Origin of the sequence: Pedobacter aquae (assembly GCF_008195825.1) — a bacterium.
Classification (GTDB): domain Bacteria; phylum Bacteroidota; class Bacteroidia; order Sphingobacteriales; family Sphingobacteriaceae; genus Pseudopedobacter; species Pseudopedobacter aquae.
This window is the reverse complement of the sequence record NZ_CP043329.1, coordinates 92,853-111,036: the sequence shown is the minus strand read 5'-3', so window position 1 is coordinate 111,036 and position 18,184 is coordinate 92,853. Positions and strand designations below refer to the sequence as shown.

Here is an 18,184-nt window from a genome sequence, read left to right as displayed (position 1 = left end):
TTTAAGTTATTTTAAAGATTGAAAATACTTTTCCTTTCTCATGATAGCCATCTTCATGGCGCAACACGTTCTATGCTAGATTTAGCAGAAGAATTTTCAAATAAAGGACATGAAGCGAAGGTGATTTTACCTACAGGAGGATTAGCTGAGAATTATTTAAAGAATAAACATATACCTTTCAAAAAGGTGTTTTACCCTTTATTTATTCAATATGGTAAGGAAGACAAATTAAAAACGCAATTTAAAAAACTATATAGTGCATTTAGACATTTACCCATATTAGTTTCCTACATCAAGGAATATAATCCAGATATTATATATATAAATACCAGTGTAAATTATTGGCTATTGATACTTTCCTTTTTCTATAAAAAACCAATCATTCTCCATCTTAGAGAATTTGGTAAAGAAGACCATGCTGTTTTTAAAAATTTTAAAGGTTTAATGTTTAATCTATTAAAAAAAAGAGCAACACTATATCTTAGTAACTCTCGAGCCATACAACAGTATTATCAGGAAAAGTATCAAATAAAAAGTTATCTTTTATATAATGGGGTTTTTAAAAGAGAGACATTTATTCAAAACAGCACATTAAAAAAAATCAACCTCAAAGTCAGACAACCACTATTAGTATGGTTGGTAATATAGCTACTGGTAAAGGTCAGCTTGAAATATTAAAAGCTTTTCATTTATTAAGTAAAAACTATCCGAATATAAAATTAGTATTTGTTGGTGCAGGAGATACAAGTACTTTAAAAACTTTCATATATGATAATCAACTACAAAGTCTTGTATCTATAACAGGTTTTCAAGAAAACACAGAACTTTATTATCTAAAAACTGATATTTTAATAGCTAATTCAGCCAGAGAAGCCTTTGGCAGAGTACTGATTGAAGCTTCATCATACGCAATTCCAGTTATTGCCAGAAGCACCGGAGCAAGTACTGAAATAATTATTGCTCAAGAAACAGGCATTCTTCATGATGGCTCTATAGAAAGTATTTATCAAGCTTTACATAACCTATTACATGACAACAAGTTAAGATCTCGATTAGGAGAAGCAGGTTGGAAAAGATGTTCTGAACTTTATAACTTTGAATACTCATTTCAGCAATTCGAGTCTGTTGTAAATCAATTATATATAGATGCTAAACACTAATGCTCATCCATTAATATCTGTAATTGTTCCTAATTACAACCACGCTCAGTATCTCAAACAACGTTTAGATTCTGTATTGAACCAAACATTTCAAGATTTCGAGCTAATTATATTAGACGATTGTTCAACAGATAAAAGTAAAGCAGCCATTGAAACATATAGAGGTCATGAGAAAATAAGTCATATCATTTATAATGAACAAAATAGTGGTAGTCCTTTTAAACAGTGGGAGAAAGGCATCAGTTTAGCTAAAGGGGAATACATTTGGATTGCTGAAAGTGATGATTATTGTGAAAGTAACTTCTTAAAAATTGGGCTTAAATCGATTTTAGATAAAAAAGCTGATATTTTTATTTCTAAAACAATTAGAGTTGATGAAAAAAATAATTATATAGACAGCCTGGATTTTTGGTATAAAGATTTGAATAGTAGTAAATGGAAGTCTAATTATATTAATAATAATCTTGATGAGATTAAATCATTTCTGATTTATAAAAATACAATACCAAATGCAAGTGGTGTAATCTTTAAAAAAATAGAAGCTATAAAAGATTGCTTAAGTGCTATTCAAAACTTCAAATTTTGTGGTGATTGGCTTTTTTGGTTGATGTATCTCAAAAAGACAAATAAGGTTATTTTTAATTCAGAAATAAAAAATTATTTTAGAACTCATAACAATACTACTCGATCAAAATTTCAATATACTAGAAATATTGAAGTTTTAAGAATTTATAAATGGGTTACTACAGAAATATTAGGAAAAGAGAATAAAAAGTTACTTTCTTACTATTTTGATAATTATATAAGGCATTACCCAAGATTACATATTTTTAAGAATTTAAATTTTGTTGTAAAATCTTTAAATTTCACCTATTATGGACCTTATTTTATATTAAAAAACTATCTAAAAACAAAATAATATTTATTAAAAATTGTTTCCTTGTTGATTTACATATTTTATATTTACTAACTCCAATTAGTTTTTATTTTTATCTAAAACCAATCCTAGGTTAAAACCTTTAAAAAAAAACTTTGAAAGAAAAACTTCTTTATATTTCTACAAATCAAATATTAGGAGGTAGTGAAACCTTATGGTCCAAATCTGCTATTGAAATTAGCAAAAGAGGGTATGATATTAAAATTGCAACTTATTATGAGGCTAAATGTGAGCTAAAAGATTTTGATAGATTTAATCTCAACCTCCGTTTTAAACGTCCTTCGATGTTTAACAGAATAGTATGGAAACTAAAAAACAAACAGTCTACAAGAATCGATAAATTAGAAAGATTTTTGAAAAATTTCTCTCCTAATTTGGTTATAATTTCACAAGGTAATAATGTAGATGGCCTAAACTTAATGTGTTTGTGTAAAAAATTAAACATTAGATATATCACTATTACTCAACTTGTGACTGATGTTTTATGGCTTTTCTTATCAGATGAAAAAATAATGAATTTGGTAGAAGCGTACTCTACATCAGAAGTCAATTACTTTGTTTCTGAACATAATCTCAAATTACATCAAAAAATGCTAGGGGTAATTCAAAATAATTCGATAGTTATTCCCAATCCATTCGCTAAAAAATCAACACAAGAAATACCATATCCAACATTATTAAATGACCTTTATAAGATAGCATTAGTGGGACGTTTAGAAACTTATCATAAAGGTTATGATTTGTTATTTGAGATTTTAGCAAAAGATAAATGGAAAAACAGAAATGTAATTTTCAACATTTATGGTGATGGTCCACACGTACAACTTTTAAAAAGATTATCAAAATTAAATAATCTTGATAACGTCTGTTTTAAAGGGCATGAAAATGAAATTGCAAATATTTGGCAAGCAAATCATATTTTGATGATGCCTTCAAGAATGGAAGGGCAGTCTTTATCGCTTATTGAAGCTATGTTCTATAAAAGGGCAGCTATTGTAACAAATGTTGGAGGAATTTCAGAATTAATTACACATGGTATTGAAGGTTTTATAGCTTTAACTTTAGACTGTGAGGGTATAGATTATGCTCTAGAAGAAGCTTTTACACGAAGAAACGAGTGGAAAATAATGGGAGAAAGAGCTTTTGAAAAAGTGATGTCACTACCTAATTTAAATGCTATTGAAAATTTAAACAATAAAATTATAGCTATTTGTAATGATTAATAGAGCAAACGTAGTTATTTTAATTGTGGCTCATAAACCATTTCTAAGTCCTAACGAAGGTGCTTCTCTTAAACAATGTTACAAAATACTAGGAAAATATCCGATAAGAATTATTTGTCCTAAAGGATTAAATATCCAAGAATATAGAGCCTTAATTCCTGATATAGAGGTTGATTTCATTGATCCAAAATGGCAGGCTACTTATGCTATGTTTAATAGGTTAAAAATTGCTCCCTTTTTATATAATAGATATTGTGATTATGAGTACATTTTATTTTATGAACTTGACGCTTGGGTTTTTAGGGATGAATTAGAATACTGGTGTAATTTAGGATATGATTATATTGGAGCTCCATGGTATGAAGGATATGGGCAAGCTGAGGATAATTCGCCATTTATAGGAGTTGGAAATGGCGGCTTTTCATTAAGAAAGGTTAATAGCCATTTAAAAGTACTAAGTAGCTTTTCTTATTTAGAAAAACCCTCAGAATTCATGAGAGGGTACGACAAAAAACTAAATGTTAAAAATCTGATAAAAATTTTATTAAACTTTACCATCAGAAATAACACCTATTATATGTTTAACAATTGCCATAAACACGAAGATTATTTCTGGGGAAATATTGTAAAAAGGAATTTTAAATGGTTTCGTATACCAACAGAAGATATTGCTTCACAATTTGCTACTGAAAAAAAAGCCAAGATAAATTACCGCATTAACAACAATATACTTCCTTTTGGATGTCATGGTTGGTTAAAATATGAGCCAGAATTTTGGAAAGACCATATAAATTTATCTGATGTGTAGATTATATCCTAAAATCTCAATTATCACGCCCAGTTTCAATCAAGGAAAGTTTATAGAAGAAACTATTCTCTCTGTATTAAATCAAGGATACCCTAATTTAGAATATATCATTATTGATGGAGGAAGTACAGACGAAACTGTTGAAATCATTAAAAAGTATGAGAATAAATTAGCCTATTGGATAAGCGAAAAAGATAATGGACAAACTCACGCAATTAATAAAGGATTAAGAAAAGCAACGGGCGACATATTTGCCTATTTAAATAGTGATGATTGTTATTATCCAAATACTCTAAAACTAATTGCAGAAGCTTACTTAGCTAATAATGATAATGATGATTTACTTTTAATAGGTCATTGTTATTGGGCCAAAGACTTTAATGATGAGAATGGACAACTAGACAAACCTAGATTTCCCATGACATTAAAAGATGCTTTATTAAATACAGGTTTAGCTCCACAGCCAAGTATGTTTTGGACTATGAAAAAAAATCAATTAAGCTTTTGTGATTCACTTACTTTTTGCATGGACTATGAGTTTTGGTTACAGTTAATTATAAATAAGTATAAAATAATACATATTGATAGATGTTTGTCGCTTTTTAGACAACATGAGCAAACAAAAACAAAAACAATTAAGCATATACTAGCTATGGAATTAATTGGCCTAAATTATATCTACAGAAAGTTTTTATCAAAAGAAGAACAAAAAACAGTTGTTGACTACAATAAAAAACAAATCTGTAGAGCTAATTACTTTTCTTTGTCGATAGAAATGAAAAAAGTTTCATTACTAAAGCGTATATCAATTATATTAAGAGCAGAGCTAGGTCTGATAATGAAGCTTAAACTTTTAACTAAAAGTATTTATGCAAAAAACTAATACTCCTTTAGTTAGTATAATAATACCTGTATATAATTCAGCACCTTTTCTAGCGAAAACCATAGAATGTGCAATATCTCAAGATTGGTCGAATAAAGAGATTATCATAGTTGATGATGGATCAACAGATAATTCCTATTTAATAGCAAAACAATATGAAAATGATATAGTAAAAGTTTTTCATCAATCTAATAAAGGTGGTAGTTCTGCTCGTAATTGCGGATTACAAAAATCAGGAGGTGACTATATACAGTTTTTAGATGCTGATGATTTGATGCCTACGGATAAAATTTCTAAACAAATGAAATACCTAGCCCCAAATCCTAATAGTGTAGTTAGTTGTAAATGGGTAAGATTTAAAAATAATATAACTGAAACAATAGGAGTTATAGGGCCACATAACTGCTTAAAAAAGAATCTAAATCCAATTGATTGGCTTATTTGTAGACACACTATTTTATTACACTGTTGGTTAACTCCAAGAGTTTTAATAAAAAAAGCTGGTTTATGGAATGAAAAAATAACTTATAATGATGATGGAGAGTATTTCTATAGGGTTGTTGCAGAAGCTAGCAGTGTACTATATTGTGATGAAACTATAGTTTATTATAGAACTGAGAATAAGGAAAGTGTTTCATCTATGAAGTCAGAAAAAAGATTTAAATCAGAGTATCTGTCAGCACTAACTTATAAAAACACACTAAACAAATTAACAGACGCTGAAATTGCTAAAACGGCGATTGGTAATTTTCTTAAATATTTAGTTTTTCAAATGTATCCTCTATATCCTTCATTAATAAAAAAATGTAAAAGTCACGGTGAATACAAATATGCTAATATTAAACCTTACAACGCTGGACTTAGCAAAATTATTAGCAGTATTTTTGGATGGAAATTAACTAAAAGAATAAAAAACCTCTTCTAATAATCAACTAAGCCATAGTTTTTTTATAAAAAGCTTATCTTAAACAGATAATAAATTATGCGAATTGCTATCTCAGCTGATCCTTTTATCCCTGTACCCCCTATAAATTATGGAGGTATAGAGCGTATAGTGGAGTTATTAATTAATGAGTATACTAATTTAGGACATACCGTTGTTTTATTTGCTCATAAGGAGTCAAAAGTAAAATGTAAGCTTATGCCTTATCCTTGCGAAGGTTTAGATAAAATATCAACCTTACGTAATACCCTTTTTATAAGTAGAAATATTATTTTCGGTCAATATGATATTCTACATAGTTTTTCAAGATTAGCTTACTTAACTTTTTTATTACCATTAAGTATTCCAAAAATCATGAGTTACCAAAGAGAACCCACATTAAGCCAAGTAAAACTAGCACAAAAGCTTGCTCAAAAAAACACCCTTCTATTCACAGGCTGTAGTAATTATATAAGTAAAAAAATAGCCCCTATAGCAAAAACATCAACTATTTACAATGGTGTTTTATTAGACAAGTACACTTTTAAACCGAAAATAGGGGTAGATGCCCCTCTGATTTTTTTAGGTCGTATTGAGCCTATTAAAGGCACACATATAGCAATTAAAGTTGCTATTGCTTGCCGTAAAAAACTAGTTATTGCAGGTAATATCCCAGATAATTATCAAAACTATTATAGAAATGAAATCAAACCCTTCTTAAATGAAGATATCACCTATATCGGGCCAGTTAATGATGTTGAGAAAAATGAGTTACTAGGTAATGCTTTAGCCTTTCTAATGCCTATAGAGTGGAATGAACCATTTGGAATTGTAATGGCTGAAGCTATGGCTTGTGGTACTCCTGTTGTAGCATTCAAAAGAGGTTCTGTTCCAGAAGTAGTAATAGATGGGGAAAACGGTTTTGCTTGTGATAACTTAGAAGATATGATTTGCACTATAAAAAAGGTTGCCAATCTTGACCGTAGAAAGGTTAGAAATAGCGTTGAGAAAAGATTCTCTTCAGAAGTAATATCAAGACAATATTTATCTATTTATAAGAAGTTTAATAATGAAATGTAGTGTAGCTAATCCCAATATTGCTCCTTATATCAAGCAAACTGTAATAGCGTATCAGGAATCAAATAACTTAGAAAAATTTTATACTACTTTTTTTGAACATAGGGAATACTTCTTAACTAAATTTCTTATAAATTATCTACCGAATCTCAAGAAAAACATTAAAAGACGTAATCTTAATGAAATTGATTTTAATCTAGTTAAAGGTAAACCATTTAAAGAATTAATTAGAGTTTTTTCTGCGAGATTTCTAGATACTATTACAACTGATAAAATATGGGAATGGGGCGAACTTAGTTTTGATCAATGGGTTGCTAATCAATTAGACAAAAGTTTAAGTTCTATTCACACATATGAACATGCGGCATTAAAAACTTTAGAGAGAGCAAAAGAACTTGGAATTCTATCATTTTATGAACAACCTAGCCAACACCACGCTCTATTCGAAAAAATTGTAAAGGAGCAGTTAGTTCTGTATCCTGAATTAAAAACAAAGAATATTGATTTACTCACTAATGATAAAGCTATTAAAAGGAATAAAAGGAGAGATAATGAGTTAAAAGTATGTGATTATATTATTTGTAATTCTACTTTTACAAAAAAATCACTGTTAGCAGCAGACATTGAACTTAAAAAAATTATTACCATTCCTTATGGTTTTCCTAAAATAGAAACCTTAATAAGTGAAAAACATCCTACAGAAAAAATATCTTTTATGAATGCCGGAAGTCAAAATTTAAGAAAAGGAATTCACATTTTATTCCAGGCATGGAAAGAATGTAATTTTGGTGATAAGGCTGAACTAATAATGATAGGGAAAAATCATTTACCTACATCTTTTTTAAAAGATTTACCAGAAAATATAAAATTTATTCCAAACATACCGCATGAGGAATTAATGTCTTTCTATGCCAAATCAGATGTGTTTGTATTACCAACACTAGCTGATGGATTTGGAATGGTTATTACAGAAGCTATGTCAAGAGGCATGCCAGTAATCACTACCACTCATTCAGGCGGTCCAGACATAATTGAGCATAAAAAAAATGGAATAATAATCCCACCAAATGATAAAGAAGCTTTAATAGCAAGTCTGAGATGGTGTGTTGAAAATAAAAATAAGCTAAAAGAACTTGGAAGAAATGCTTTAATTAAAGCAGATTCTTATCCCTGGAAAAACTTCAGAAGAGAAGTCATAAAACAAATAGAAGAAAAAATTGCATCAAAATATTAAAAGAATTTGTTTAATAACTCCTGGACACATTGCATCTAATCCGAGATTAGTCAAAGAAGCAACAGCTTTAGATAAAGCTGGTTATAAAGTTCATATCATTTTTACTCAATATATGAATTACCTAATAAATGACGACTTTGATATTTTAAAATCCAATCCTAATATAAGTTTTGATTATTTGGATTGGACAGGAAGCTGTATTAAATCTAAAGTTATTAAACTCCTTTTCGGCCTCATTCATAAGGCTTCCTTAATCTTGAATCTAAATTGGCTAAGCAACCTGATTTTGAACAGAAACTATTTTTGGCAACTAAAATCAGCTAAAGCCTACAAAGCGGACTTATATATAGCGCACAACGTAGGTGCGCTTAGTGTTGCAGCAAACGCAGCAGAAAAAACATTAAGTAAATATGCATTTGATGCTGAAGATTTTCATAGAGAAGAAAACCTAAGTAGTAAAGTACTAAAATCATTAATACATGTTGAAGATTTATATTTACCAAAAGCGATATATATCACAGCTTCCAGCCCCTTAATTGCTCAGGAATATCAAAGAATTTATTTGCGACAAGTTATTCCAATTATGAATGTCTTTCCTAAAATTGAACATGTAGTTAAAAAAAGAATTGAGAACCAAGATAAATCAATAAAATTATTTTGGTTCTCACAAAAAATTGGAGTGGACAGGGGATTAATTGAAGTCATTGAAGCGTTAGGTATAATCAAAAATGATTTATTTGAACTACACCTACTAGGTTTATACAATAAATTCACAAAGGAAACCATACTTAGTCATGTTACCAAGGCCAGCCTAAATCATAATAAAATTTATTTTTATAAACCAATACCTCCAGATTTAATTTTCGATTTTGCTCAACAATTTGATATAGGTATGGCTACGGAGATTGCTGATGTCTACAATAGAGAAATTTGCCTAACCAATAAAATCTTTACTTATATACAATCTGGATTAGCAGTAATTGCAAGTAATACCGTTGCTCAACTTAATTTATTCAATGATTACCCTATTGATGGAATTCTTTATCAAAAGAGAAATTCCAATTCAATAGCAATTGCATTAAGTACATTCTTAGATGAGAATAAGTTAGAAAATTCAAAGCAGAATAATTATATACTTGGACAGACTACACTAAATTGGGATATAGAAAAGCAAAAATTTTTATTTATAATAAACAACCTCTAATCTAATAAAAAAAATCCTTATCATATCTCCTTACTTCCCTCCGTGTAATGCGGCAGATATGCAGCGCATAAGGATGAGTCTCCCCTATTTCAAAGAATTTGGATGGGAGGCAAACGTTGTTTGTGTGCACCCAGACTTTTGTGAAGTAAATAAAGACCATCTATTACTAGAGGCTATACCAACTGATATTAAAATTTATACTGTAAAACCTATTTCTAAAAAATGGACAAAAAAAATAGGGTTAGGCAGTATAGCAATCAGGTCTTTAAACGCCATACGTAAGAAGGTAGATGTTTTATTAAATAAAGAGCATTTTGATTTGATATATTTTTCTACGACGCAGTTCCCCGTGTGTATTTTAGGAAATTATTGGAAAAAAAGGTTTGGGATACCTTATATCATTGATATGCAAGACCCTTGGCATTCTGATTATTATATCAATAAACCTAAAGCAGAACAGCCACCAAAATATTGGTTTTCCTATCGTTTAAATAAATGGTTAGAGCCTTTGGCTATGAAACATGTAGATGGTTTGATTAGCGTATCTGAAGCTTACATTAAAACACTGCAAATTCGATATCATAATATTTTAAACATACCTTATAAAGTAATCACTTTTGGTGCATTTGATCAGGACTTCTCTATTGCTGAAAAACATCAATTTGATTATTCTTCTATGATTCCTCACAAAAATGAAGATGTGGTTAATGTGGTTTATGTAGGTCGTGGAGGTTTGGATATGAAAGACGCATTAGTCAAGCTATTCAGTGCTTTTCGATTAGGATTAAGACAAGAAGCATCTTTGTTTAAAAACATACATTTTTATTTTTTAGGCACCAGTTATGCTCCTGACGGACAAGGGAAACAAACCATATTTCCATTGGCCCAAGAAATGGGTATAGCAGCTTACGTTACCGAGCAAACCAATCGAATTCCTTTTTACCAAACGCTAAATACTTTGAAAAGTGCGGATTTATTATTTATTGCAGGATCTAATGATCCACAATATACTGCTTCCAAAACGTATCCTTATATGTTCTCAAAAAATCCTCTACTAGCTATTTTTCACCAAGACAGCAGTGCAGCTAAAATCATAAGAGAATGTAATGCAGGCGAGGTAATTACTTTTGATATGCCGGAAGATACAGCAATCCATCAAATTTATATTAATTTGAAAAATACCTTATTAAAACAAGGGAAACCATTTATTGGCAATGAAAGTGAGCTGAATAATTATTCTGCCAGAAACAAGACAGCAGAGCAATGTGATTTTTTTGAGCTTGTACTATCATCATTAAATACATCTCGTTGAACAATCCCACGGTCTTAAAACCAATTGGCAGAATCACTTCTGTAGATATGCTGAGAGGAATTGCAGCATTGATGGTCTGTATATTTCATTTTACCAATGGAAATAAAAATTACTTGGCTTCCGGTCATTGGTTTAGAAATTTTGGGAGTTATGGTTGGGCCGGAGTTGAAATATTTTTCATCATTTCCGGCTTCATTATCCCTTATTCTTTAAACCAGAGCAAATACACTTATCAAAACTGGAAAGATTTTTTAATTAAAAGGATTAGCAGAATTGAACCACCTTATTTCATCACTATATTATTGATTTTAGCCTTGAATTATGTAAGTACACTATCTCCCTATTTTAAGGGTAAAGACCTTCCAATAGATTATTTCAATCTTGCTTTACATATTGGTTATCTCAACAGCTTTTTTGACCATCCGTGGCTTAACCCCGTTTTTTGGACATTAGCTATTGAGTTTCAGTTTTATTTATTAATGGCTTTAATATTTCCATTACTTATACATTCATCAACTTACGTAAGAGCGACTATAGTATTTGCTTATTTGTTGAGTATGTTTTTCTTCAGCAGTAAGTTTATCTTTTATTACAGCGCTTATTTTCTATAGGTATCCTTATATTCTATGGAACTATTTACACTTCGAAATGGAAATTAATCTATCAAACATGTAGCGGCCTTATTTTAGGAGTGGTATATTACAAATTTGGAGCAACTCCTTTCTTTGCAAGTTTATTTGCTTGGATAATCCTTATTTTCTTTAAAAAAATTAAATATAATTGGATATTATTCTTAGGTACTATTTCCTACTCTCTCTATCTAATTCATGTACCCTTAGGTGGTAGAATGATTAATTTGAGCATGAACTTCTTCAAAACTGATATACAAAGAACATTATTTATCATATTTACACTTGTATTGATTGTTTTTGCCAGTTATGTCTTCTACCTATTGGTCGAACTGCCGGCTATCCGCTTATCACAAAAGGTGTATAATAACCTAAAAAAGCATTCTAAAAAATTCTGATGATTGATAAAAAGTTAGCAATTGTTACTACACACCCTATTCAATATTACGCTCCACTATTTCAACTATTAGCTAAAGAAACTAACCTAATGGTATTTTATACTTGGGGAGAGGGTTCTTTAAAAAAGTTTGATCCAGGGTTTGGTAAGGTGATTGAGTGGGATATTCCATTGTTAGAAGATTATCCTTACCAGTTTTTAAAAAATGAGAGTAAGTATCCTGGCAGTCATCATTTTAAGGGAATTATAAATCCTAATCTGATTGAGCATATTGAAGAATTTAATCCCGACGCGATTATGCTAATTGGTTATGCCTACCAGAGCCACTTACAGGTGTTGAGACACTTTAAAGGAAAAACACCACTATGGTTTAGAGGAGATTCGACCCTATTGGATAAAGATACAGGTTGGAAAAAGTATATAAAAAGTATTTACCTGAAATGGGTTTATAGCCATGTTGATTTGGCTTTTTATGTTGGGACAGCTAATAAAGCCTATTTTAAGAAATATGGTTTAAAAGAAAGACAGTTGGTATTCGCACCACACGCCATAGACAGCGGACGCTTTTTAGTTCCTAGAAAAAACGAAGCAAAAGCCTTAAGGGCTAGACTTGGATTAAGTAAGCTTGATATACTTATTTTATTTGCGGGGAAGTTTGAACCTAAAAAAAATCCGCTACTTCTATTAGACGCTTTTATAGCTTTAAATTTACCGAATGCACATTTACTTTTTGTGGGGAATGGGGTCTTGGAGGAGAGTTTGAAATGGAGAGTAGAAACTTTAAAGTTGAAAGTTAAAAATGAGGAGCGCAAAGATAATCGGGTACATTTTATGAATTTTCAGAATCAAAGTCAAATGCCTGTAGTGTATCAAGCTTCAGATATTTTTTGTTTACCTTCTCAAGGACCAGGTGAAACTTGGGGGTTGGCTATCAATGAAGCCATGATTAGTAGGAATGCAATTATTGCCAGCAACAAAGTAGGTTGTGCCATAGATTTGGTTAAAAATGGTGAAAATGGTTATGTATTTGAAAGCAGTGATTTAGAGGGACTAAAAGTTTGTCTATCTAAAATTACTTTATCTCCATCTATCCATCAAATGAAAGATAAATCTCAGGATATAATTAAAGAATGGAGTATTTCAAACCAATTGAAAGCTTTTATAAATCAATTAAATGAAAAAAATCAGTGTGATTCTTCCAGTTTATAATGGAGAAAAGTTTTTAATAGATGCAATGGAATCTGTTTTAAAACAAAATTTAATTGATTTCGATTTTTTAATTTGTGATGATTGTTCTACGGACAAAAGTTGGGATTTAATTAATAAATACGCCAATCATCCCAATATTAAAATTTTTAAAAATAAAATAAACTTAGGCCTATTTAAGACTTTAAATTTCCTATTAAGCAAAACATCAACGGATCTAATTCACTTATGGTCGCAAGACGATGTAATGAAACCACATTGTTTACAAGAATGTATAATTTTTCATGAAAAACACCCAGACTTATTGATGAGTTATTCTGGTAGAGACTATATAGATGAGAATGGAAAATTAATAGAACTCTATCAAAAAGATGAAACTCCAGAGGTTATTTCCTCAGAATTATATGCTTATATTTCAGCTTATTGGGGTTGTATTGCTGGTAATATTGCAAATGTAACATTAACCAAAAAGGGTATAGCCAAGGCTGGTAATTTTAATGAAAATTATGAAGTAAGTGGTGATTTTGAAATGTGGACAAGGCTTTCTAAAAATGGTGATATTGGTTTTCTAAATCAGCCACTTATCTTCTTAAGAAGACACTTAGGACAACTAAGTAGAAGTTACAAAAGCACCTATTTAAGTATGAAGGAAGACATCCCTATATTATTGAACATTAATGAAATGGTTGCAGATGAACATAGAAAAAAAGTTCAAATTTGTTTAACATGGAAGACACAAGTTATTTACTTTAATGAAATGCTATTTTTAGTTTTTAAAAAAGAAATCAATCTAGCAACAAAATGTCTATTTCTTTTAGCAAATCACTCAAATATTTTTCTTCTTTTTTTTCGTTGGTTGCTTATCCGTTTTCTGAGAACTCTAAAAAAGGATATGTGGTTCTATAAAAACATTCTTCATATTTTAAAATAGTAAATGACCTTTTTCCTTTAGAAAATTATAATGGGTAAATTTAAATCTATTAGTCCGATAGGCCATATTATCCTTGTAGCAGGATTAATTTATTCTTTATTAAGCGTTAATCCTTTGCACACATTTTTAGCCGTTGTCTTGCCATTTATTTTAGTGAAGTTGAGCTGGAAGAATGATGAGGCACCTATCCTATTTACCGCGTTGATGACTCAATATATGGCTATTTCGGTAAAAGTGTTTTATGCAAATTATAGCAATTTAGCTTTTGATGATATCAGCTTGCACCGTTATCCCGATTATATCAATGAGGCCTATTATTGGGGAATGGGAGGCTTAGTAACACTTGCTTTAGGTATACATTTCGCTATTAGAGGCTTTAAACATACTAATAATACCAGCATTTTAGCCGCTAGTCATCAATTTAATGGTGATAAGCTGGGTAAACTTTATCTGCTACTAGCTATAGCTTACCCTATTTTGTTTAAATTATCTTTTTCTATAGGAGGTTTACAGCAACCTTTAAGTAAGTTAATTGAGTTTAAATGGGCACTATTTTTTATATTTATGATTTATGCTTTCTATAAAAACGAGAAGAAAATGTTTTTATGGATAGCTTCAGCAGAATTATTATTTAGTTTTACAGGATTCTTTTCTGGGTTTAAAGATTATTTCCTTATTTTATTTATTGGTATGGTTGTGCTATATGGTCAAAACTTCAAATTACAGAACATCATCCCTCTAGGAGTAATTCTAATTGTAGGTTTTTATACTTTGATGATTTGGCAATATGTTAAACCCGCTTATCGTGAATTTTTAAATGCAGGACAAAAAACCCAAACATCTGTAAGAAGTACAGAAGAATCGCTATTTAAGCTTTATAACTTAGTAACAGAAATCGACAGCACTGGTATAAAAGAAGGTTTTGAAGCTACCGTAAATAGGCTTTCGTACATAGAATTTTTATCAGGAGCTATAGAACATGTGCCTTATCAATTAGAGCATACCAATGGTGAACTTTGGCTTGGTGCGGTAGAACGTGTGCTAAAACCCAGAATTTTATTTCCTGAAAAGGCTGCTATTGATGACTCTGAAAAAGCAAGACTATATACGGGTCAAGATTATTCTGGTGTTGAAAGTGGCACTTCTATTAGTTTAGGTTATTTTGCAGAAAGTTATGTAGATTTTGGAAAAACTGGCATGTTATTAATTTTATTAGTATTTGGCTTCGTGATTGGAAGTATTTACAGATATATATTAAAACAATCGCCAGACTTGCTGATAGGTACTGCACTAACTATTCCTTTGTTTTTTGTGATTTTCAATTATGAAAGAGCACTAGATAAAATATTTGGTGCACTCTTTATGTATTTGATTATTTATCTTGCTTTTAATAGACTTGTGATCAAAAAAACCATTGAGTATTTAAAAAATGATTAAAGTTAAGAAAGAGGAAAGTTGGAAGACTAATAGTCGTGTAGATGGAGTATTGCAATTGGGAAATAGTCCGAGGACGGTGGACTGCGGGGGAATAGTCTCATAGATGTAACTTTGATGACTAGAAGTCCGGGGACCGAGTACGGTGGACCGCAGTCTATTAGTGCTATAGATGTAAAACTGGAAACAGGGAACAGGGAACTGAAAACAGATGGTAGAAGTCCGATGACCGAGTACGGTGGACCGCAGCCTATTAGTGCTAGAGATGTAAAACTGGAAACAGGGAACTGAAAACAGATGACAGAAGTCCGATGACCGAAGACTGCAGAGGAATAGTCTTATAGATACAAAACTGGAAACTGGAAACAGGGAACTGAAAACAGATGATAGAAGTCTGATGATCGAGGACCGCAGTCTGGCGACTGATAACCATGAACTGGCAACTGACAACTGGCGACCGACAACTAGTAACCGCAGTCTGGCGACTCATAACCCAGAACTCAGTAATTCCTAGATGTAATTTTATACAAAGATAATCGACAGTTTACCGATTATCTTGATATGGAATGGTATATAAAAAAAGGCGTAGTTTTAAATCTAAATCACTTTTTAGAAAGAGCAATAATGAGTGGTGATTGGAATAAAAAGACTATCAATAAAGAAGAATTTATTAGCTTAATAAGAGAGAGGATAGCTATCGTAAGTATGGAAAGGGTGAAGGCCGATATCAAGAGGTTTATTTCTAATCCGAATGTTTTAAATATTTGGTCGACACCATATTTTAATGATTTGATAGCTCATCTTCAAGTATCTGCTGAACCATGAAAATCCTCCATATTACAGCATCATATAAACCAGCATACGTTTACGGCGGGCCAGTGATGTCTGTGGCGAAGTTATGTGAGGAAATTCAAGCTGAAAGCGAAAGGCGAGGTTTGGGGAGTCCGGTGACCGAGGACCGCAGCCTGGCGGCACATAACCCAGAACTGGCAACAGGAAACAGCGAACTGGAAACAGATGGTAGAAGTCCGATGACCGAGGACCGCAGACCGCAGAGAAATAGTCTAATAGATACAAAACTGGAAACAGGGAACAGCGAACTGGAAACAGATGGTAGAAGTCCGATGACCGAGGACCGCAGACCGCAGAGAAATAGTCTAATAGATACAAAACTGGAAACAGGGAACAGCGAACTGGAAACAGATGGTAGAAGTCCGATGACCGATGACCACAGCCTGACGGCACATAACCCAGAACTGGCAACTGACAACTGGCAACCGACAACTAGAAGTCCGATGACCGAGGACGGAAGACTGGAGGGGGATAGCAGAACGGGGTTAGGGAATGGGGGCTTCGACTCCGCTCAGCCTGACAAGATGATAATTTCTGTTTATACGACTTTGGCTAATGGGAAAGAGGAACTGCCCTACCAGAATGGGGAAACTAAAATGGTAGATGGTGTTGAGGTAAGCTATTTTAAGCGCATAACCAAAGATCATAGTCACTTCTCTCCTGCCCTTTTATGGCATTTATGGAAAACTGTAAAACAGTTTGATGTGGTACATATTCATGCTTGGTGGAATTTGGTTACCATGCCTGCTTGCTTAATTGCTTTATGTAGAGGCGTGAAGGTAGTTTTAAGCCCAAGAGGCACCCTTAGTTTATACTCTTTTGAAAAAGATAAAAGTTTATTAAAAAAGGTATTTCATCAATTATTGGGTAAACATTTGTTGAATGCCTGTTATTTTCATACAACCAGCGCTAAGGAGGCTGGAGATACGCAAGCTTTACTAAAACCAAAGTCTATTTTTAATATCCCAAACTTTGTAAAGCTCCCTTGGGAGAAAAAGCTAAACAAAAAAGAAAAAATAGATTGTACTTTAAAATTGATCTTTTTATCTCGTATAGAAGAGAAAAAGGGGCTTGAGCTGTTATTTGAAGTTTTGAATGAGTTAGATTTTCCTTGGGAATTGAGTGTTGTTGGAGATGGTGAAATGGAATATGTTGAAAGGTTGAAGTCTGAGGACGGAGGACCGAAGTCCGCAGACCGTAGGCTGGATGGAGAGCAGCAGGAAGTGATAAGTGATGTTGAAAGATTGAAGTTGGAAGAAGACCGAGGACCGAAGTCCGCAGACCGTAGACTGGATGGAGAGCAGATAGAAGGGATAAGTGATGTTGAAAGATTGAAGTTGGAAGAAGACCGAGGACCGCAGTCCGCAGACCGTAGACTGGATGGAGAGCAGATAGAAGGGATAAGTGATGTTGAAAGGTTTAAGTCTGAGGACCGAGGACCGAAGTCCGCAGACCGTAGACTGGATGGTGAGCGGCAGGAAGTTGTGCGTGAAGTGGAAAGTTGGGAAAGAAGACCGAATACCGAAGAAGGTAGGCTGGGTGGAGAACAGCATGAAGTGATAAGTGAAGATGGAATTAAGAAGAAGAGCTTTGCTAAGCGTGTTCATTGGTTAGGCCCTGTTTATGGGGATGAAAAGTTTGACTTATTGGCAGCACATGACTTATTTGTTTTACCTTCTTATGATGAGAATTTTGCTAACGTAGTTATTGAAAGCTTGTATAGCGGAACTCCAGTACTTATTACCGAAAACGTAGGTTTGAGTGATTATGTAAAAGAGAAGGATTTAGGATGGGTTTGTAAAAGAACAGCTCCGGCTTTAAAAGAGAGTTTAATAAAAGCTTATAAAGCTATCATAAATAGAGACATAGCCTTTAATGGCTTACAAAACACCATTAGAAAGGATTATGAAGAAGGGAATATCCTTCATCATTATCAAACGATGTATCATTATATCAACACTCATTAAATACTTAT

18 protein-coding genes are annotated in these 18,184 nt (G+C 32.0%); all 18 read left to right on the top strand.

Features of this window, described 5'->3' with window-relative positions:
- Positions 1–18 precede the first annotated feature (18 nt).
- The 18 genes from FYC62_RS00610 to FYC62_RS00530 all read left to right on the top strand — a co-directional run bounded on the left by FYC62_RS00610 (position 19) and on the right by FYC62_RS00530 (position 18,176).
- On the top strand, positions 19–648 hold the full coding sequence (locus FYC62_RS00610) for a glycosyltransferase family 4 protein (protein ID WP_149073539.1): 630 nt from the start codon (positions 19–21) through the stop codon (positions 646–648).
- Positions 633–1,160 (top strand): glycosyltransferase, encoded by a 528-nt coding sequence (locus tag FYC62_RS00605; protein ID WP_149073538.1) that lies wholly within the window; start codon positions 633–635, stop codon positions 1,158–1,160. Before FYC62_RS00610 ends, FYC62_RS00605 begins: the two co-directional genes overlap by 16 nt.
- Complete coding sequence (locus FYC62_RS00600; RefSeq protein WP_149073537.1) at positions 1,147–2,079, top strand: glycosyltransferase family 2 protein; 933 nt, start codon at positions 1,147–1,149, stop codon at positions 2,077–2,079. The genes FYC62_RS00605 and FYC62_RS00600 overlap by 14 nt, the downstream gene beginning before the upstream one ends.
- Positions 2,080–2,192: 113 nt before the next feature.
- Positions 2,193–3,320, top strand: coding sequence for a glycosyltransferase family 4 protein (locus FYC62_RS00595; RefSeq protein WP_149073536.1), 1,128 nt, complete (start codon positions 2,193–2,195; stop codon positions 3,318–3,320).
- Entirely contained in the window at positions 3,313–4,128 is an 816-nt protein-coding gene (locus FYC62_RS00590; protein ID WP_149073535.1) for a DUF5672 family protein, read from the top strand. The genes FYC62_RS00595 and FYC62_RS00590 overlap by 8 nt, the downstream gene beginning before the upstream one ends.
- Entirely contained in the window at positions 4,121–5,011 is an 891-nt protein-coding gene (locus FYC62_RS00585) for a glycosyltransferase family 2 protein (protein WP_149073534.1), read from the top strand. Before FYC62_RS00590 ends, FYC62_RS00585 begins: the two co-directional genes overlap by 8 nt.
- Positions 4,998–5,936, top strand: a complete 939-nt coding sequence (locus FYC62_RS00580; RefSeq protein ID WP_149073533.1) for a glycosyltransferase family 2 protein — start codon at positions 4,998–5,000, stop codon at positions 5,934–5,936. The genes FYC62_RS00585 and FYC62_RS00580 overlap by 14 nt, the downstream gene beginning before the upstream one ends.
- 57 nt (positions 5,937–5,993) lie before the next feature.
- The gene (locus FYC62_RS00575) at positions 5,994–7,013 is read left to right on the top strand and encodes a glycosyltransferase family 4 protein (protein WP_149073532.1); all 1,020 of its coding nucleotides are present in this window, start codon (positions 5,994–5,996) and stop codon (positions 7,011–7,013) included.
- Entirely contained in the window at positions 7,003–8,244 is a 1,242-nt protein-coding gene (locus FYC62_RS00570) for a glycosyltransferase family 4 protein (RefSeq protein WP_149073531.1), read from the top strand. The genes FYC62_RS00575 and FYC62_RS00570 overlap by 11 nt, the downstream gene beginning before the upstream one ends.
- Entirely contained in the window at positions 8,228–9,448 is a 1,221-nt protein-coding gene (locus FYC62_RS00565) for a glycosyltransferase family 4 protein (RefSeq protein ID WP_149073530.1), read from the top strand. Before FYC62_RS00570 ends, FYC62_RS00565 begins: the two co-directional genes overlap by 17 nt.
- Positions 9,449–9,506: 58 nt before the next feature.
- The gene (locus tag FYC62_RS00560) at positions 9,507–10,760 is read left to right on the top strand and encodes a glycosyltransferase family protein (RefSeq protein WP_240534772.1); all 1,254 of its coding nucleotides are present in this window, start codon (positions 9,507–9,509) and stop codon (positions 10,758–10,760) included.
- Positions 10,757–11,371: an acyltransferase family protein gene (locus FYC62_RS00555; protein WP_149073528.1), complete on the top strand. Its 615-nt coding sequence runs from the start codon at positions 10,757–10,759 to the stop codon at positions 11,369–11,371. The genes FYC62_RS00560 and FYC62_RS00555 overlap by 4 nt, the downstream gene beginning before the upstream one ends.
- Before the next feature lie 415 nt (positions 11,372–11,786).
- Entirely contained in the window at positions 11,787–12,995 is a 1,209-nt protein-coding gene (locus FYC62_RS00550) for a glycosyltransferase family 4 protein (RefSeq protein ID WP_149073527.1), read from the top strand.
- Positions 12,961–13,923, top strand: coding sequence for a glycosyltransferase (locus FYC62_RS00545; RefSeq protein WP_149073526.1), 963 nt, complete (start codon positions 12,961–12,963; stop codon positions 13,921–13,923). Before FYC62_RS00550 ends, FYC62_RS00545 begins: the two co-directional genes overlap by 35 nt.
- Positions 13,924–13,953: 30 nt before the next feature.
- On the top strand, positions 13,954–15,360 hold the full coding sequence (locus FYC62_RS00540) for a hypothetical protein (protein ID WP_149073525.1): 1,407 nt from the start codon (positions 13,954–13,956) through the stop codon (positions 15,358–15,360).
- 114 nt (positions 15,361–15,474) lie between these two features.
- The gene (locus tag FYC62_RS16970; protein ID WP_168199342.1) at positions 15,475–15,648 is read left to right on the top strand and encodes a hypothetical protein; all 174 of its coding nucleotides are present in this window, start codon (positions 15,475–15,477) and stop codon (positions 15,646–15,648) included.
- Between the two features lie 270 nt (positions 15,649–15,918).
- Positions 15,919–16,182 (top strand): hypothetical protein, encoded by a 264-nt coding sequence (locus FYC62_RS00535; RefSeq protein ID WP_149073524.1) that lies wholly within the window; start codon positions 15,919–15,921, stop codon positions 16,180–16,182.
- Positions 16,183–16,238: 56 nt separating this feature from the next.
- Positions 16,239–18,176 carry a glycosyltransferase gene (locus tag FYC62_RS00530; protein ID WP_168199341.1) on the top strand — a complete coding sequence of 646 codons (1,938 nt, stop codon included), beginning with the start codon at positions 16,239–16,241 and terminating at the stop codon, positions 18,174–18,176.
- Positions 18,177–18,184: the final 8 nt, after the last annotated feature.

What these genes read in the sequence shown, in the direction of transcription:
- FYC62_RS00605 (WP_149073538.1), top strand. Translation starts at nt 633, where the DNA reads ATGGTTGGTAATATAGCTACTGGTAAAGGTCAGCTTGAAATATTAAAA.
- FYC62_RS00545 (WP_149073526.1), top strand. Translation starts at nt 12,961, where the DNA reads ATGAAAAAAATCAGTGTGATTCTTCCAGTTTATAATGGAGAAAAGTTT.
- FYC62_RS00570 (WP_149073531.1), top strand. Translation starts at nt 7,003, where the DNA reads ATGAAATGTAGTGTAGCTAATCCCAATATTGCTCCTTATATCAAGCAA.
- FYC62_RS00580 (WP_149073533.1), top strand. Translation starts at nt 4,998, where the DNA reads ATGCAAAAAACTAATACTCCTTTAGTTAGTATAATAATACCTGTATAT.
- FYC62_RS00575 (WP_149073532.1), top strand. Translation starts at nt 5,994, where the DNA reads ATGCGAATTGCTATCTCAGCTGATCCTTTTATCCCTGTACCCCCTATA.
- FYC62_RS00535 (WP_149073524.1), top strand. Translation starts at nt 15,919, where the DNA reads ATGGAATGGTATATAAAAAAAGGCGTAGTTTTAAATCTAAATCACTTT.
- FYC62_RS00550 (WP_149073527.1), top strand. Translation starts at nt 11,787, where the DNA reads ATGATTGATAAAAAGTTAGCAATTGTTACTACACACCCTATTCAATAT.
- FYC62_RS00540 (WP_149073525.1), top strand. Translation starts at nt 13,954, where the DNA reads ATGGGTAAATTTAAATCTATTAGTCCGATAGGCCATATTATCCTTGTA.
- FYC62_RS16970 (WP_168199342.1), top strand. Translation starts at nt 15,475, where the DNA reads ATGACTAGAAGTCCGGGGACCGAGTACGGTGGACCGCAGTCTATTAGT.
- FYC62_RS00600 (WP_149073537.1), top strand. Translation starts at nt 1,147, where the DNA reads ATGCTAAACACTAATGCTCATCCATTAATATCTGTAATTGTTCCTAAT.
- FYC62_RS00530 (WP_168199341.1), top strand. Translation starts at nt 16,239, where the DNA reads ATGTCTGTGGCGAAGTTATGTGAGGAAATTCAAGCTGAAAGCGAAAGG.
- FYC62_RS00590 (WP_149073535.1), top strand. Translation starts at nt 3,313, where the DNA reads ATGATTAATAGAGCAAACGTAGTTATTTTAATTGTGGCTCATAAACCA.
- FYC62_RS00560 (WP_240534772.1), top strand. Translation starts at nt 9,507, where the DNA reads ATGCAGCGCATAAGGATGAGTCTCCCCTATTTCAAAGAATTTGGATGG.
- FYC62_RS00585 (WP_149073534.1), top strand. Translation starts at nt 4,121, where the DNA reads ATGTGTAGATTATATCCTAAAATCTCAATTATCACGCCCAGTTTCAAT.